The organism is Mesorhizobium sp. P160187 (genome assembly GCF_057766425.1).
Window position 1 is genome coordinate 406,807 of record NZ_JBYMDX010000005.1, and the last position, 16,398, is coordinate 423,204.

The window sequence follows — 16,398 nt, forward strand, 5'->3', positions numbered from 1 at the left end:
AAGAATAGCAGCGCGGTTGGGTTTGGCAAGGTGGAGGTGGCGTTCTCGACGCGGTCGCTGCAGGTTAGACCCTTCCAATCAAACCCATCTTCCGAACGCCAGCGCCGCCCCTCATCTGGCTGCCGCCATCTTCTCCCCGTAAACGGGCGAAGCTGTCGTCGCCGGTTTCGCCAATCGCCAGCGTTGCAGGACGAGCGCCGAGGCTGCGACCAGCTTCTTTCTCCCCATCACTATACGGGGAGAAATGCCCGGCAGGGCGATGAGGGGCGGCGCCAACATCTGAAACTATCGAGCTAAAGCTCCTCGGAATGCCCGATAGCCACACCATACTCCGCAGCCGAATCCAACATCGTGTGCCACAGACTTTCGGCAAACGTCGCAAACACCAGGAGGTTGAACACCGCCTGCCCATCCGCCTTGTCACCACCACGCCAGAGCGTGACGCTGGTGTGATCCATCGAGGTCGCGGCAACAGCGCCAACCGGAAACGCATGGGGATGCAAATCAATCGACGACAGTTTCGCCAGCATGGCGCGCGCCTTGAGGCCGCAGATGCTGATCAGCACGCGTGCATGCGATTGGTCGGATAGCGAAGCGGAAGATGCAAAGGTCTGAGCGAGCACCTCAGTCCTGCCACCCTTCGACAGGACAAAAAACTGATCCGGTCCCGACCAGATCAGCGTCGCATCCGCGGTGCCAACCGCCTTCGGCGTTTCCGGAGCCGCTACGCCGAAACGAGCGTTCGCGGCCTCGGCCAAATCACCCGCCTTGCCGCGCCGTGCCATCACCTGGACGAGGTCGAAATTGCGGATCTCGGTCAGCGACACACCGGCATCGCCTTGCACGCCGTAAGCGCCAGGAGCGAGCGCCCGATCGAGCGGGCTGCGAACATTCCAGGAAAAATCAGCCACGCTGGCGCCCTCCATCGGGATCGTAGAAGACGGGATTGCAGAGCTCGACATCATAGTCTTCGCCGCGCAGCGGATCATGCGCGTGGACGATCTCGCCGATGCGCTCGCGGCCACGCTCGACAAGGCCGAGCCCGATCCACTGGTCAAGCGTCGGCGAGAAGCAGACCGAGGTGACGTAGCCCTGGTCGTTGTCAGGCCCGGGCGTCTGGCCCTTCGGGATGATGTGCGCGCCGGAGCGCAGGCGGCGCGCCTTGTCGACCGGCTTGATGCCGACCACGACCTGCCGGTCCGGCGCCACCAGCGCCTCGCGGCCGGCCATGACGCGACCGATGAAATCCTTCTTGGTCGACATCATCTTGCCGAGGCCGAGATCGGCGGCGGTCGTCGTGCCGCTCAGTTCCGGTCCGGCGACATGGCCCTTTTCAACGCGCATGACGCCGAGGGCTTCTGTGCCATACGGCGTCACGCCGAACGGTTTTCCCGCCAGCATCAAATTGCGTGCCATCGCTTCACCGTAACGCGCCGGCACCGAAATCTCGAACGCCATCTCGCCGGAGAAGGAGATGCGGAACAGCCGCGCCTTGATGCCGCCGCGCAAAGCGACTTCGCGCACGCCCATGAATGGAAAACCTTCGTTCGAAAGGTCCTCGGCAGGGTCGACGATTTCCTTCAACAGGTCTCGCGTCCTTGGCCCGGCAATCGAGAATTGCGCCCACTGGTCGGAGACCGAGGTCAGTTGCACGTCGAGTTCGGGGAATAGCACCTGCCGGCAGAATTCGAGATGCTGCATCACCAGCCCGGCCTTCGCCGTGGTCGTGGTGAGGAAATAATGGTCATCGGCCAGCCGCGAGGTCGTGCCGTCATCATAGACGAGGCCGTCCTCGCGCAGCATCAGCCCGTAGCGGGCTTTTCCCACGGCAAGGTTTGAGAAGGTGTTGATGTAGACGCGGTCGAGGAAGGCGCCGGCATCGGGGCCGTGCACATCGATCTTGCCCAGCGTCGACACATCGCAGAAGCCGACGCCGCCGCGCACCGCCTTGACCTCGCGGGTGACCGATTCCAGCCAGTCTTTCTCGCCGGCGCGCGGATACCATTGCGCGCGCTTCCACAGGCCGGTGTCGACAAAGATCGCGCCTTGTTCGGCCGCCCAGTGATGCGACGGCGTCAGCCGCGTCGCATGGAAATTTTCGTCGCGATGGTGGCCGGCAAAGGCGCCGATGGCGACCGGCACGTAGGGCGGGCGATAGATGGTCGTGCCCGTCTCGGGAATGGATTTGCCCGTCACCGCCGCCATGATGGCGAGGCCGGCGACGTTGGATGTCTTGCCCTGGTCGGTCGCCATGCCGAGCGTGGTGTAGCGCTTCAGATGCTCGACCGATTCAAAACCCTCGCGCTGCGCCAGCTCGATGTCGGATGCCGTGACATCGTGCTGCTGGTCGACAAAGGCTTTGCCCTTGCCGGCGACGTGCCAGAGAGGCGTCAGCGAGAAGGCCTCGTCGCTGGCGGTCGGCGGTGATCCAGCGCTGCCCGACCGCCCCGCTTCGCGTGCGGCCGCCGCACCAGCTTCAAAACCTTCACGCAGGCAGGCGCCGAGGCGAAAGGCACCGTTGGCGGCACCTGCCGCGACCATGCCGGGCGGCGCGCCGTCCGGCACGAAGGCGGCGATGTCGTCGCGCCATTTCGGCCGGCCGCGATGGTATGAGGTCAGCCCGACCGCCGGATTCCAGCCGCCGGAAACGGCAAGCCCGTCGGCCTCGACCTCGGCGCGCGCGCCGCCGGTCAGCGACACCGCTATTTTTCTTACGCCGTCCTTGCCGCCGTCGACGCCGCTGACCGAACCATGCAGCACGGTGAAGCCGTTCCTGGAAGCGAGAGAACGATGGGCAGGCGAGACGTCAGGCCGCGCGTCGATCACCGCCGCGATCTGCAGCCCGGCGCCGAGTGCCGTCTCGACCGTGCGCCAGCCATCCTCATTGTTGGTGAACAGCGCGAGGCGCTTTGCCGGTGTGGCGGCATAGCGCGCGACATAGGTGCGCATCGCCGAAGCCATCATCACGCCGGGCGTGTCGTTGCCGGCGAACACGATCGGCCGCTCGATCGCGCCGGCAGCAACGACGCAGCGTTTGGCCACGATGCGCCACAGGCGCTGGCGCACCTGATGCTCGGGCGGCACCGGCAGATGATCGTTGACCCGCTCGATCGCGCCATAGGTACCGCCGTCATAGACGCCGAACAGGGTCGTGCGGGTCATGATGCGGACATCCGGCATCGAGCTGAGCTCGGCCAGTGTGCGCGACAGCCACTCCGCGGCCGGCAGACCGTCGATCGTGCCGCCATCCGACAACAGACGGCCGCCGGGCGCAAAATCTTCTTCGCACAGGATGACGCGCGCACCGCTGCGGCCTGCAGCGAGTGCGGCGGCGAGACCGGCCGGCCCGGAGCCGGCGATCACCACATCGCAATGCGCCCAGGCCTTGTCGTAGTGATCCGGATCGGGGGTGACCGCCGCGCGACCCAGACCCGCGGCGCGTCGGATCGCCGGCTCGTAGACCATTTCCCAGAATTTTGCCGGCCACATGAAGGTTTTGTAGTAGAAGCCGGCGACGAAGATCGGTGCGAACAGCTGGTTCACCGACATCACATCGTGGCGCAGCGACGGCCAGCGGTTCTGGCTGACCGCTTCGAGGCCTTCATAGAGTTCGGCCGTCGTGGCCTTGGTGTTGGCCTCGCGCCGTGCGCCGGTGCGCAGTTCGACCAGCGCGTTGGGTTCTTCCGAGCCCGCAGTCAGAATGCCGCGCGGACGATGGTATTTGAACGAGCGGCCGACCAGCTTGACGCCATTGGCGACCAGCGCCGACGCCAGCGTGTCGCCCTGGAAGCCGGAAAATGTCGTGCCGTCGAAGCGGAAGGTGAGGGGGGTGGAACGGTCGATGAGACCGCCGGATGAGAGACGATGAGAGGTCACGATGTCCAGCCTCTGATCCATATGGTGTCATGGCGAAGGATGGCGCCGCCCCTTACCCTCCCCCTTGTGGGGAGGGTCGCTGCGCAGCAGCGGGGTGGGGGTGCGGCACCGACCCCCACCCGGCCCTGCGGTCCGACCTCCCCACAAGGGGGAGGTAGGGGGCTGGCGCTTTTCGCGACGGCTACGATTTCGACAGGATAGCTCATTTCGCCACCTGCCTCGCCCCGGCGCCCGCCGCCGGCTCCACCGCCGAAATCTCATGCGTCAGCGTGTTGCGGGTGACCTTCAGCCAGGCCCGGCAGCCGCCGCCGTGATACCAGTTCTCAGCCATCACGCCGGCAACGTTGTCGCGCAGGTAGACATAGTCGTAGACGGCATCTTCGCCGGCATCCGCCGCCGGCCGTACAGGCTTGGCATCGCCGAGATAGCTGAACTCGCCGAGTTCACGTTCGCCGCAGAAGGGACAGACAATACGCATCTCGCCAGCCTCAATGCAGGTTCGGTTGGGCGCCTTGGCCCTTTTCGTCGATCATGGCGCCGCGCTGGAAGCGGTCGAGCCGAAACAGCGCCGCCTCCTTGTGCGTTTCGTCACGCGCCAGAAGATGGGCAAAGACGAAGCCGGAACCGGGCGTCGCCTTGAAGCCGCCATAACACCAGCCGGCGTTGAGGTAGAGCCCGTCGACCGGCGTCTTGTCGATGATCGGCGAGCCATCCATCGACATGTCCATGATGCCGCCCCACTGGCGCAGAAGCCGCACGCGGCCGATCATCGGGATCAGCGCCATGCCGCCCTCGCAGACATCTTCCATGACAGGCAGATTGCCGCGCTGGGCGTAGGAATTATAGCCGTCGATGTCGCCGCCGAAGACCAGCCCGCCCTTGTCGGACTGGCTGACATAGAAATGCCCGGCGCCGAAGGTCATGACGCCAGGAATGAGCGGCTTGATCGCCTCCGAGACGAAAGCTTGCAGCACATGGCTTTCGATCGGCAGGCGCATGCCCGCCATCGCTGCGACACGCGACGATGACCCGGCGACTGCCATGCCGACCTTGCCGGCGCCGATCTTGCCGCGCGACGTCTCGACGCCAGTCACCTTGCCGTTGCCGTCCCGGACAAAGCCGGTGACCTCGCAGTTCTGGATGATGTCGACGCCGAGTTCGCTCGCCGCATGGGCATAGCCCCAGACCACCGCGTCATGCCGCGCGGTGCCGCCGCGGCGCTGCAGGAGGCCGCCCTGCACGGGAAAGCGCGCATGGTCGAAATTCAGGAACGGCAGCATCTTCTTCAGCGCCGCCTGGTCGAGCAGTTCGGCATCGATGCCATTGATGCGCATGGTGTTGCCGCGCCGCGCATAAGCGTCGCGCTGCGCATCGGAATGATAGAGGTTGAGGACGCCGCGCTGGCTGACCATGGCGTTATAGTTGAGGTCCTGCTCCATCCGCTCCCAAAGCTTCATCGAAAGCTCGTAGAAGCCGGTATTGCCGGGCAGGCCGTAATTGGAACGGATGATGGTGGTGTTGCGGCCGGCATTGCCGGAGCCGATCCAGCCCTTTTCCAGCACGGCGACGTTTCTGATGCCGAACTCGCTGGCGAGGAACCAGGCGGTGGCGAGCCCATGGCCGCCGCCGCCGATGATCACCACATCGTAGTGGTCCTTGGGCGCCGCATCGCGCCAGGTGCGCTGCCAGTTCTTGTGGCCGGAAAGGGCAGCACGGGCGAGCGAGAAGATCGAATATTTCATCAGGTCATTCCGAGGTCGCTCGCACCGCTAGGACGATTATATGTCCAGCGTGTGGTCGCGCTCCCATTGCGTGAAGTGCGAAGCATAGGAATTCCATTCCTGGTGCTTCAGCTTTAGGTAAGCCGACGAGAATTCCTCACCCAGCGCCGCCTTGAGCGATTTGTCCTTGTCGTATTCGCGAAGCGCGTCAAGCAGATTGAGCGGCAGCTTCGGCGCGCCTTTCACCGTGTGGCCGTTCTGGTACATGTCGATGTCGTAGCGCTTGCCGGGATCGGCCTTGGAGCGGATGCCGTCGAGACCGGCGGCAATGATGACGGCCTGCAGCAGATAAGGGTTTGCGGCGCCGTCCGGCAACCGCAGCTCGAAGCGGCCGGGGCCGGGCACGCGCACCATGTGGGTGCGGTTGTTTCCGGTCCAGGTCACCGTGTTCGGCGCCCAGGTGGCGCCCGAAATGGTGCGCGGCGCGTTGATGCGTTTGTAGGAGTTCACCGTCGGGTTGGTGATGGCGGCCAGCGCCGAGGCATGTTTCATGATGCCGCCGAGGAAATTCTTGCCCTTGGCCGACAGGCCGAGTTCCATCGCGTTATCGGCAAAGACGTTGACCTTGCCGGCCTTGTCCCACACCGAAATATGGGCGTGGCAGCCATTGCCGGTCAGGCCCTGGAAGGGCTTCGGCATGAAGGTCGCGCGCAGGCCGTGTTTCTCGGCCACCGACTTGACCATGAACTTGAAGAAGGAGTGCTTGTCGGCGGTGGCGAGCACATCGTCGAAGGCCCAGTTCATCTCGAACTGGCCGTTGGCGTCCTCATGGTCGTTCTGGTAGGGGCTCCAGCCCAGCGCCAGCATGTGGTCGCAGATCTCGGCGATGACATCGTAGCGGCGCATCACCGCTTGCTGGTCGTAGCAGGGCTTCGAGGCCGTGTCGTACTTGTCGGAGATGACGCTGCCGTCCGGCGAGATCAGGAAGAACTCAGCCTCGACGCCGGTCTTGACATGCATGCCGTCAGTGGCGGCTTCCGCAATCAGCCGGCGCAGCGTGTTGCGTGGCGCCTGCTCGACTTCCTTGTCGTCCATGATGCAGTTGGCGGCGACCCACGCGACATCGCGCTTCCACGGCAGCTGGATCACCGAATCCGGATCCGGCACCGCCAGCATATCAGGATGCGCCGGCGTCAGGTCGAGCCAAGTGGCGAAACCGGCGAAGCCGGCGCCGTCCTTCTGCATGTCGGCGATCGCCTGCGCCGGCACCAGCTTAGCGCGCTGGCCGCCGAACAGGTCGGTATAGGAAATCATGAAATATTTGACGCCGTTCTCTTTGGCGAATGCGGCGAGATCGTTCCCCATTATAGTTCCTCGCTTATTTGGATGTGTTTTTTAGAAGCCGTTTTTCCCCGGTATCCAGTTGGTGCCGGCCAGCGGCACGCCGGCCATCGCGGCGGCTTCGATGGTGAGGGCTACGAGATCCTCGGGCTCGAGATTGTGCAGGCTGTTCTTGCCGCAGGCACGCGCAATGGTCTGCGCCTCCAGCGTCATCACCTTGAGGTAGTTCGCCAGCCGCCGTCCGGCGGCGACCGGATCGACCCGCTTCATCAGTTCGGGGTCCTGCGTGGTGATGCCCGCAGGGTCGCGACCCTCGTGCCAGTCGTCATAGGCCCCGGCGGTGGTGCCGAGCGCATTGTATTCGGCCTCCCAGCGCGGGTCGTTGTCGCCGAGTGCGACCAGCGCTGCCGTGCCGATCGACACCGCGTCGACGCCGAGCGCCAGCGCCTTGGCGACGTCGGCGCCATTGCGGATGCCGCCCGACACGATCAACTGCACCTTGCGGTGCATGCCGAGATCCTGCAGCGCCTGCACCGCCGGCCTGATGCAGGCAAGCGTCGGCTGGCCGACATTTTCGATGAATACTTCCTGCGTCGCCGCCGTGCCGCCCTGCATGCCGTCGACGACGACGACATCGGCGCCGGCCTTCACCGCAAGTGCTGTGTCATAATAGGGGCGGGCGCCGCCGACCTTGACGTAGATCGGCTTTTCCCAGTCGGTGATCTCGCGCAGTTCGAGGATCTTGATCTCGAGATCGTCGGGCCCGGTCCAGTCCGGATGGCGCGAGGCCGAGCGCTGGTCGATGCCTTTCGGCAGCGTACGCATCTCGGCGACGCGGTCGGAAATCTTTTGTCCCAACAGCATGCCGCCACCGCCGGGCTTGGCGCCTTGGCCGACGACCACTTCGATGGCGTCGGCGCGGCGCAAATCCCTGGGGTTCATGCCGTAGCGTGACGGCAGGTACTGGTAGACCAGTTGCTTGGAATGCCCGCGCTCTTCCTCGGTCATGCCGCCGTCGCCGGTGGTGGTCGACGTCCCGGACAGGGTCGCGCCACGGCCGAGCGCTTCCTTGGCCGGGCCGGACAGCGACCCGAAGCTCATGCCCGCAACGGTGATCGGGATTTTCAGCTCGATCGGCTTCTTGGCATAGCGCGAGCCCAGCACCACCGACGTGTCGCACCGCTCGCGATAGCCTTCCAGCGGATAGCGCGAGATCGAGGCGCCGAGGAACAGCAGATCGTCGAAATGCGGCAGCTTGCGCTTGGCCCCGGCGCCCCTGATGTCATAGATGCCGGTCGCCGCGGCGCGGCGGATTTCGGAAAGCGTGTAGTCGTCGAAGGTCGCGGATTTGCGCGGCGTCGTCGGCGGGTTCTTGTAGGTCATGCTGCCTCAATACGCGTCGGCGTTGTCGATATTGAAATTGTAGAGCGTGCGCGCCGAGCCGTAGCGCTTGAATTCCGACGGCTTGACGCCGGTGACGCCGGCGCGGTCGAGCAGTCCCTGCAGCAGTTCGATATGCTCGGGCCGCATCTCCTTGGCGATGCAGTCGGCGCCCAGGCTTTCGACCTTGCCGCGCACGAACAGCCGCGCTTCGTAGATGGAATCGCCAAGTGCGTCGCCGGCATCGCCCAGCACCACCAGATTGCCGGACTGCGCCATGAAGGCCGACATGTGGCCGATATTGCCGTGCACGACGATGTCGATGCCCTTCATCGAGATGCCGCAGCGCGACGAGGCATTGCCCTCGATGACGAGCAGCCCGCCCTTGCCGGTGGCGCCGGCATACTGGCTGGCGTCGCCCTTGATGACGATCGAGCCCGACATCATGTTTTCGCCGACACCGGGGCCGGCCGAGCCGTGCACGGTGATGGCAGCGCCGTCATTCATCCCGGCGCAGTAGTAGCCGACGCTGCCGCGCACATCGATGCTGACCGGCTGGTCGACGCCGACGGCAACAGAATGACTGCCCTTGGGGTGCAGCACCTCCCATGCGGTTTCATTGGAGCCGGGCGTCAGATTGTGCAGCGCCTGGTTCAGTTCACGCAGCGACGACACGTCGAGATCGAAGACCCGGGACGCCTGGTCTTGCGCCGCCTTCGAAAGTTTGGTTGCCGGCATGGGCTCAATGCTCCCAGAAATAGACGGTTGCGGGTTCCGGCTCCCAGACCCTCGCATTGTCTATGCCGGGCAGCTTGGTCAGCGCCCGATATTCCGAGCCGAAGGCGACATACTGGTCGGTCTCGGCCATGACGGCGGGCTTGCAGGCGATCGGATCGCGCACCACGCCGAAACCGTTCTTGGTGCCGACGACGAAGGTGAAGAAGCCGTCGAGATCGGACAGCGTGCCTTCCAGCGCCTCGCCGAGGTTCTTGCCATGCGCCATCTGCGACGAGAGATAGGCGGCGGCGACCTCGGTGTCGTTCTCGGTCTCGAATTTCATGCCCTCGCGCACTAGCTCGCGTCGCACATTGTTGTGGTTGGACAGCGAGCCATTGTGCACCAGGCACTGGTCGGCGCCGGTCGAGAACGGATGCGCGCCCATCGTGGTGACGGCCGATTCCGTCGCCATGCGGGTATGGCCGATGCCATGCGTGCCGGTCATCGAGCGGACGTCGAAACGGTCGACGACCGCTTCCGGCAGACCGACTTCCTTGTATATTTCCACCGCTTCGCCGGCGCCCATGATGCGCACGTCGGGGCGGATTGACTGCAGCGCTTCGCGCGCGGCATCGACCTTGTCGGGCGCGGTCCGGAGCACCGCATGCGTCGACTTCACCGCTATGCTCACCGGCGCGCCAATGGCCTTGGCGAGTTCGGCGTCGAGGCCGCGGAAATCGCGCTCGGGCTTCGCGGACTGGATGGTGATCTTGGCTTCATTCCTGGAAGGCGCGCCATAGATGGCAATGCCGGCGCTGTCGGGGCCACGATCGCTGAGCGATATCAGCATCTGCGACAGCATCGAGCCGAGCTGCGGCTCAAGCGACTTGTCTTTCAGAAAAAGTCCGACGATTCCACACATGTCAGCCTCCCGGCGTTACCACTAGACGATGATGTATCGAATGCGTCGTGCGAATTCAATCATATGAAAAAAATATTCCTGTAGTTACGTATCCGGCTCGATGCGGCCTATGCACTATCGCCGCCGTCGCGGGCGCTGTGAATCCATGTGGCGGTGCGGATACGGGCTATTCTGTAGGCATCGAGGATCGACAGCGCATAGATCAGGAAGCCGCCGGCGTGGCGGCCGACGAAGCTGGCATCGGCCGGCGCGATCTTGGCCGTCACCCAGGCGAGGATCACCATGAAGAACAGGAACTGCAGGCCGCGCACGGGCACGCCCAGAATGACGTGGCCGCTGGCCGGTAAGACGATGGCAGCGCCGAGCACCAGATACGGGTTTGTCGGTGCGGGTGCGCTCATGCGACCTGCCTTTCCTGTCGGTTGATGGCATCGCGCAGCACTGAGGCCGAGGTCAGCAGTCTCTCGACCAGCGTTGGATCCAGCCTTGCGCCGCCGAATGCGGCCTGCCGGAACACGCCGTAGCGCGCCCGCTCGGCCTCGGCCAGCAGCCAGACGATGCGCACGCCGTTCGGGGTGATCAAGAGTTCCTTGGCGCGGCCTTCGGCAAAGATGTCGAGATGGCTGGCGATCAGGTTCTGCGGAAAGCGCGCCGCCCTGAGGTCGGTTCGCAGCACGGCTTCAGCCGGAAATCCCGGAGCCTTCGGCAGCGTATGCTGAAGATGATCGAAATTGGAGAAGGTCGTCGGCGAGCCCGGCCGCATCATCATGTCGAAGGTCGCCGGCACCGCAACCGGCTCTGTGATCGTGACACTCAACCATCGCGCCGGCAGCTTTCGCGTTGCCAGCGTGTCGACGATGGTGCGCAGCTGCACGCGCTGTCCGTTCCATGTGCCGGCCCAGGTGACAACGCCGGCTGTGCCATCGGAGACATCAACGGCATCTGTGATGACGGTCTGGATGCTGGCTGCCTCGGCTGCAAGATCAGCCTTGGCCTTTTTGCGGCTGGCGCGCGTATGCCAGGCGAGGTGCAGGACGAGAGCCACGGCGACCGCCCCGGCCAGCAATGCTGTCGTCACGTCAGACACCTCGTCACGCCATGCCCGCCCAGACCGGCAGGCCCTCTCCTGTCAATAGCCCTGCGGCTTCGGCCACGGCATGGTGAACTGGTCGCCGCGGCGCACATAGCGGTAACGGTAGAAGTGGAACCACAGCGAGATCAGGAAGTAGAAGGCGACCATGGCGATCAGCTGCGTGCCGTAGCCGAGGAAGATCGCAAAGAAGGTCACCACGCAGAGGCAAAACAGCACGATCGCCGGGATCGGGTGGAACGGGTGCGTATAGCCGCGGCGGATCGTGCCCAGCGGCCACTTTTTGCGGAACATCATGATGTTTATGCTCATGAAGGTGTATTGCAGCACGCCCGACAGGATTGAGAAGGTGATCGCCTGGTTGAGGTCGGCGATGAAGGCGAAGGCGAGCGCGATCGGCAACAGGAACAGGATCGAGCGATAGGGCGTGCGGTATTTCGGGTGCACGGCCGAGAACCATGTCGGCAGATAGCGGTCGCGTCCAAGCGAGAACCACGCGCGGGCCGCATCGTTGATACAGCCATTGGCCGACGCCAGTGCCGCGAGCAGCGTGGCGACGAACAACAGGTTTTCCAGCAGCGGGCTGCCGGTCAGCTTGCCGGCGTCCCACAAGGGATAATAGGTGATACCGAGGTACTCCCAGGGCATCAGCGAGGCGCAGACATACCAGGTCATGGCGGCGGCGATCAAAAGCGTGATCATGCCGGCCATGGTGCCGTAAGGCAGCGAACGCGCCGGCGAGCGCACTTCCTCGGCGGCCTGCGTGGTGCCTTCGATGCCGAGATAGTACCAGATGCCGAACTGGAAGGCCGCGATGACGCCGATCCAGCCATAGGGCAGCGCATTGCCGGGGGTGACCAGTTCGTTGAGCTTCAGCACAGCACCCTGCGTCCAGGGGCTGACCGAGAAGAACAGGATAACGATCGAGACATAGGCTATCGCCGTGATGACGAAGTTGACGTTGAGCGTCATCAGCACGCCGCGATAGTTCAGCCATGCCAGCACGACGATGGTGGCGGCAATGAAGGAGTTGTGGGTGAGCCCTTCGACGCCGGCCTTGGCGACGATGGTGTCGCCGAGCAGGATGGCGTCCGAAACCTCCAGCATGGTGTAGGCAAAGACCAGGAACAGCGCGACGTTGAAGGCCATCAGCGGCCCGACAATGTGCTTGGCCTGCGCGTATTGGCCGCCGGCGGCGGCAACCGTCGATGTCACCTCGGAGTCGATCATGGCGACCGAAGTATACAAGAGCCCGACCACCCAGCAGACGATCAGCGCCGCCAGTGCGCCGCCCTTGTCGGCCGAGAAATTCCAGCCGGTGAATTCGCCGACCAGCACGATGCCGACGCCAAGCGCCCAGACATGGGCCGGGCCGAGCACGCGTAGCAGTGAAACCCTGTCGCCGTGTATTGCCGGTTCAAGCGTGATCGTCATTGTTCAATCCCCACTCAGATCCGGTGTTTTTCGGAAGCGGCTTCAAGCTCGCCTTCGCGCGAGGAAGTCAGCACCTCCTCGGAATAGGTCGTGTCGATCTTGAACCAGTCGTAGAGCATCCACAACGCAAGCACGACCGAGATGCCCCACGATGCGTAAGAGAGTGCGACCCACATGAGCGTGCTTCCCCAAAATCTCTGGCGTTACTTGTCGTCGAACTTTTCGTTGATGACGTCGCGATATTCGCGGTCGGAGGCGCGGAACAGGAAGACGAAATAGCCGATCAGCACCGCCGCCATGATGATCAGCGTCGGCCAGTCGATGATGTAGTGGAAGCGGTTCTGGATGATGTCGTGCGCGGTCTCCGGCGTATAGCCGAGCTTTTCCCAGATCGAGGCCATGGTCGGGTTCTGTCCCAACGCTTCCCAGGTTTTGGCATCGAGCGCGTCGATGGATTTCGCCGCACCCGCCAGGCCGAGTTTCAATGGCAGCCACAGCGCCACGAAAATGGCGACCACGACGACCACGATATCGAAAATCTGCCCGGCCTTGCCTTGTTCCGGCGGCGTGTAGCGCGACATGACTTCTACCCCTCAGGACGTTCTGTTTTCAGGACTTGCGGTTGCGGGCCGCGTCGGCGTTCTTGATGTCGAGACCGTAGATGAAGTCCTTGTCTTCCTTGTAGTGATTGACCATCGCCAGGATGGCGGCCGTATTAAAGATCAGCACGGCGGCGGCAGCGATAGCGACGACGATCTTGATCCCGGTGTCCGGGATGTAGGGCCATGTCATGACAAGCACGAAGAGGATCGTCGCCCAAAGGCAGATGATCAGGAGCGCGGATCCGCGCAGGTCGGAACGGTACAGCGCTTCGATGCGCTGCTGCAGGTCTGACATCGGTTTCCCCTTTTCCAGCGCCCGACCCCGAATTGGCCGCCCGCTGCCCTCTTTCAACAGAGTGAAATTTTTTTCATAAATTCGGGCCGAATCCAGCAATTGTCAAGGTGATTTTACGTTGGGTTAACCGTTTGTCCCCAGCCGCGAATTTTGCCTGACAATGAAATTATTTGCTTCCGGGTATTGCGGCATCAGGACGTTTGCGATCAATATTCGACCAAATGCTCCCGCCTCGCGCAGGGAGCCGGGAACACAATAGAATTTTCGAACGGAGGATTTGCGGATGACGGCATCCTGGAGATTTTCGACCCTGGCGGATCGCCATCGCGCGTTAGGCTCGAAGCTCGAAGACTGGAGCGGCATGGGCACCGCCTGGACCTACGACAAGGACGCCGACGAGGAATACACCGCCATCCGCACCAGGGCCGGGCTGATGGATGTGTCGGGCCTGAAGAAGGTTCACATCACCGGGCCGCACGCCTCACACCTCATCGACCTGGCAACGACGCGCGACGTGGAGAAGATCTATCCCGGCAAGTCGGCCTATGCCTGCATGCTGAACGAGGCCGGCAAATTCACCGACGACTGCATCCTCTACCGCACCGGGCCGAACGCCTGGATGGTGGTGCACGGCTCCGGCACCGGCCATGAGGAATTGCAGCGCGCTTCCGTCGGCCGCGACGTATCGCTGCGCTTCGACGACAATCTGCACGATCTGTCGCTGCAGGGGCCGACCGCGGTCGACTATCTCTCAAAGCATGTGCCGGGCATTCGCGACCTCAACTATTTCCATCATATGCAGACGCAGCTGTTCGGCCTTCCCGTCATGATCTCGCGCACCGGCTATACCGGCGAGCGCGGCTACGAGATATTCTGCCGCGGTCAGGACGCCGGCACGATCTGGGACAGGATCCTCGACGAGGGCAAGAGCGCCGGCATCATTCCGTGCCGCTTCACCACGCTCGATATGCTGCGCGTCGAAAGTTGTTTGCTGTTTTATCCCTATGACAACTCGCAGAAATATCCGTTCGAGAACGAAGGCCCCGGCGACACGCTGTGGGAGCTCGGCCTCGACTTCACCGTCAGCCCCGGCAAGACCGGCTTTCGTGGCGCCGAAGAGCATTACCGCCTCAAGGGCAAGGAGCGCTTCAAGATCTACGGCGTGCTGCTCGACGGCAAGCAACCCGCGGATGAGGGCGCGCCGGTCTATCGCGACGGCAAAAAGGTCGGCGTGGTCACCTGCGCCATGTATTCGCCGCTGGTCGAGAAATCGATGGGAATCGCCCGCCTCGACGTCGACTGCGCGGTCAAGGACACCAAGCTCGAGATCCGCAACAAGAGCGGTTCGATCAGGGCGACGGCGCAGCCTCTGCCCTTCGACGATCCCAAAAAGACCAAGCGCACGGCGAAAGGCTGAGGCACAATCGACAGCGAGGGTTTCGAGGTACGAAGTAGAGAATGGCAGCCAAAACGATCATCAGCCGGCCCATTTACGGAACCCTGTCCCCGCAGCCCGGCAAGCATCATCTTTTCGTGGCGGATGCGGAAGGCGCGCTGGCGATCGTCGATATGGCAAGGACGTCGCGCCCCGGCTTCTTCGACGGCGCCGAAATCGTCTTCATTCCCGGGGCCGACGGCAAGCACGTTGCCGCTCTTGAGGCACTGAAGTCCGCGCAATTTCATGTCGCGCCAACCTTCGCCAGCCTGCTGCCCAGGCTGAAGCAGACGCTTGCCAACGCGCATATGGGCCTGCGCCTCTATCTCGCCGGCACCGAAGGGCTGATCGGCCAGGCCATGCAGGTGGCGCTCGAAGCCGGCATCGATCATACCTCCATGCAGACCGAGCATCGCGGCTCATTGGCGCGGCGCATGCAGTGCGTGCATTGCAAAGGCATCACCGAAAATGTGACGACGCAGCCGGCCACCTGCGCGCATTGCGGCCTGCTGCTTCTGGTGCGCGATCATTATTCGCGACGGCTGGCAGCATTCCAGGGCGTCTGCATAAATGCCGAGGATCGCTCGGAGATTCCTCCCATCGAGGAGGTCTTCCCATGAGCACCGGCACCACCAAGCTCGATGTCGTCGTCAGCGACGTCGTCCCGGTCAACGAACTGGTGACACGCTTCCATTTCCGCCGCCGTGACGGTGAGCTTTTGCCGACCTTTTCCGGCGGCGCCCATGTCGTGGTCGAGATGCGCGATGGCGACCGCACAAGGCTCAATCCGTATTCGCTGATGGGGTCGCCGCTCGACACCCGCGAATACACCATCTCGGTGCGCCGCGACGATGTCGGCCGCGGCGGCTCGCTGTTCATGCACCGGAGCGTCAAGCCTGGCCTGGAGATGGTGGTCAGCTACCCCGTCAATCTGTTCTCGCTCGACCTCAGGGCAAAGAAGCATCTGATGCTGGCCGGCGGCATCGGGATCACGCCGTTCATGGCGCAGACCGCGCAGCTCGCCGGGTCCGGCGGCAATTTCGAGCTGCACTACACCTGCCGCACCGCCTCGCTCGGCACCTATGCCGATGTGCTGCAGGAGCGCTATGGCCGTCGCGTCCGGCTCTATCACGACGACCGCGACGAGCGCATCGAACTCGACCGTCTGTTGTCCTCGCAGCCGCTCGGCACCCATCTCTATGTCTGCGGCCCGGCCGGCATGATCAACTGGGTACGCGACCGCGCGGCCGCTTTGGGCTGGCCGGCGGAGACCGTGCACTACGAGCATTTCGCGGCACCCCAGCCCGGCCTGCCGTTCGACGTCACACTTGCCGTCAGCGCCAAGACCATCCGCGTCGGCGAGCAGCAGAGCCTGCTCGAAGCCATCGAGGCCGCCGGCGTCGATCCGCCCTATCTCTGCCGCGGCGGTGTCTGCGGCCAGTGCGAGACCAACGTCGTCTCGTATGACGGCAAGTTCATCCACAACGACCACTGGCTGAGTGAGGAAGACCACCGTTCCGGCTGCAAGATCATGCCCTGCGTGTCGCGCTTCGAAGGCGAGTCGCTGGTCCTGGAAAGATAGGAG

General features: G+C 63.6%; 17 protein-coding genes. 3 read left to right on the plus strand and 14 right to left on the minus strand.

Going from position 1 to position 16,398, the window contains the following annotated elements:
* Positions 1–293: 293 nt before the first annotated feature.
* From AC3CCE_RS26625 to AC3CCE_RS26690, 14 genes are all read right to left on the minus strand, one after another.
* A complete protein-coding gene (locus AC3CCE_RS26625; RefSeq protein WP_352625601.1) occupies positions 294–926 on the minus strand; it encodes a sarcosine oxidase subunit gamma in 633 nt (210 codons plus the stop codon).
* Entirely contained in the window at positions 904–3,897 is a 2,994-nt protein-coding gene (locus tag AC3CCE_RS26630) for a sarcosine oxidase subunit alpha (protein WP_352625603.1), read from the minus strand. The genes AC3CCE_RS26625 and AC3CCE_RS26630 overlap by 23 nt, the downstream gene beginning before the upstream one ends.
* 181 nt (positions 3,898–4,078) lie before the next feature.
* A complete protein-coding gene (locus AC3CCE_RS26635; protein WP_352521235.1) occupies positions 4,079–4,354 on the minus strand; it encodes a sarcosine oxidase subunit delta in 276 nt (91 codons plus the stop codon).
* Positions 4,355–4,364: 10 nt separating this feature from the next.
* Positions 4,365–5,618, minus strand: a complete 1,254-nt coding sequence (locus AC3CCE_RS26640) for a sarcosine oxidase subunit beta family protein (RefSeq protein WP_023668554.1) — start codon at positions 5,616–5,618, stop codon at positions 4,365–4,367.
* A gap of 36 nt (positions 5,619–5,654) precedes the next feature.
* On the minus strand, positions 5,655–6,962 hold the full coding sequence (glnT, locus tag AC3CCE_RS26645; protein ID WP_023696631.1) for a type III glutamate--ammonia ligase: 1,308 nt from the start codon (positions 6,960–6,962) through the stop codon (positions 5,655–5,657).
* Between the two features lie 30 nt (positions 6,963–6,992).
* The gene (locus tag AC3CCE_RS26650; protein WP_023668552.1) at positions 6,993–8,321 is read right to left on the minus strand and encodes an FMN-binding glutamate synthase family protein; all 1,329 of its coding nucleotides are present in this window, start codon (positions 8,319–8,321) and stop codon (positions 6,993–6,995) included.
* A gap of 6 nt (positions 8,322–8,327) precedes the next feature.
* Positions 8,328–9,056: a GltB/FmdC/FwdC-like GXGXG domain-containing protein gene (locus AC3CCE_RS26655; RefSeq protein ID WP_023668551.1), complete on the minus strand. Its 729-nt coding sequence runs from the start codon at positions 9,054–9,056 to the stop codon at positions 8,328–8,330.
* A gap of 4 nt (positions 9,057–9,060) precedes the next feature.
* Positions 9,061–9,957: a class II glutamine amidotransferase gene (locus AC3CCE_RS26660; protein ID WP_023668550.1), complete on the minus strand. Its 897-nt coding sequence runs from the start codon at positions 9,955–9,957 to the stop codon at positions 9,061–9,063.
* Positions 9,958–10,064: 107 nt separating this feature from the next.
* Positions 10,065–10,358 carry a hypothetical protein gene (locus AC3CCE_RS26665; RefSeq protein ID WP_352625606.1) on the minus strand — a complete coding sequence of 98 codons (294 nt, stop codon included), beginning with the start codon at positions 10,356–10,358 and terminating at the stop codon, positions 10,065–10,067.
* The gene (locus AC3CCE_RS26670) at positions 10,355–11,044 is read right to left on the minus strand and encodes a hypothetical protein (protein WP_023687063.1); all 690 of its coding nucleotides are present in this window, start codon (positions 11,042–11,044) and stop codon (positions 10,355–10,357) included. Before AC3CCE_RS26670 ends, AC3CCE_RS26665 begins: the two co-directional genes overlap by 4 nt.
* A 42-nt stretch (positions 11,045–11,086) precedes the next feature.
* Positions 11,087–12,481: an APC family permease gene (locus AC3CCE_RS26675; RefSeq protein WP_023668547.1), complete on the minus strand. Its 1,395-nt coding sequence runs from the start codon at positions 12,479–12,481 to the stop codon at positions 11,087–11,089.
* Between the two features lie 14 nt (positions 12,482–12,495).
* Positions 12,496–12,657 carry a hypothetical protein gene (locus AC3CCE_RS26680; protein ID WP_023668546.1) on the minus strand — a complete coding sequence of 54 codons (162 nt, stop codon included), beginning with the start codon at positions 12,655–12,657 and terminating at the stop codon, positions 12,496–12,498.
* A 27-nt stretch (positions 12,658–12,684) separates the two neighbouring features.
* Entirely contained in the window at positions 12,685–13,062 is a 378-nt protein-coding gene (locus AC3CCE_RS26685) for a hypothetical protein (RefSeq protein ID WP_023668545.1), read from the minus strand.
* Between the two features lie 28 nt (positions 13,063–13,090).
* Entirely contained in the window at positions 13,091–13,378 is a 288-nt protein-coding gene (locus AC3CCE_RS26690; RefSeq protein WP_023668544.1) for a hypothetical protein, read from the minus strand.
* A 283-nt stretch (positions 13,379–13,661) separates the two neighbouring features.
* On the opposite strand from AC3CCE_RS26690, the gene AC3CCE_RS26695 reads away from it, so the two are divergent.
* From AC3CCE_RS26695 to AC3CCE_RS26705, 3 genes are read left to right on the plus strand one after another with little or no spacing between them, the layout of a single operon-like run.
* Entirely contained in the window at positions 13,662–14,795 is a 1,134-nt protein-coding gene (locus AC3CCE_RS26695; protein WP_023823493.1) for an aminomethyl transferase family protein, read from the plus strand.
* Positions 14,796–14,836: 41 nt separating this feature from the next.
* A complete protein-coding gene (locus AC3CCE_RS26700) occupies positions 14,837–15,433 on the plus strand; it encodes a dimethylamine monooxygenase subunit DmmA family protein (protein WP_023823492.1) in 597 nt (198 codons plus the stop codon).
* Positions 15,430–16,395, plus strand: coding sequence for a PDR/VanB family oxidoreductase (locus tag AC3CCE_RS26705; RefSeq protein WP_023815209.1), 966 nt, complete (start codon positions 15,430–15,432; stop codon positions 16,393–16,395). The genes AC3CCE_RS26700 and AC3CCE_RS26705 overlap by 4 nt, the downstream gene beginning before the upstream one ends.
* Positions 16,396–16,398: the final 3 nt, after the last annotated feature.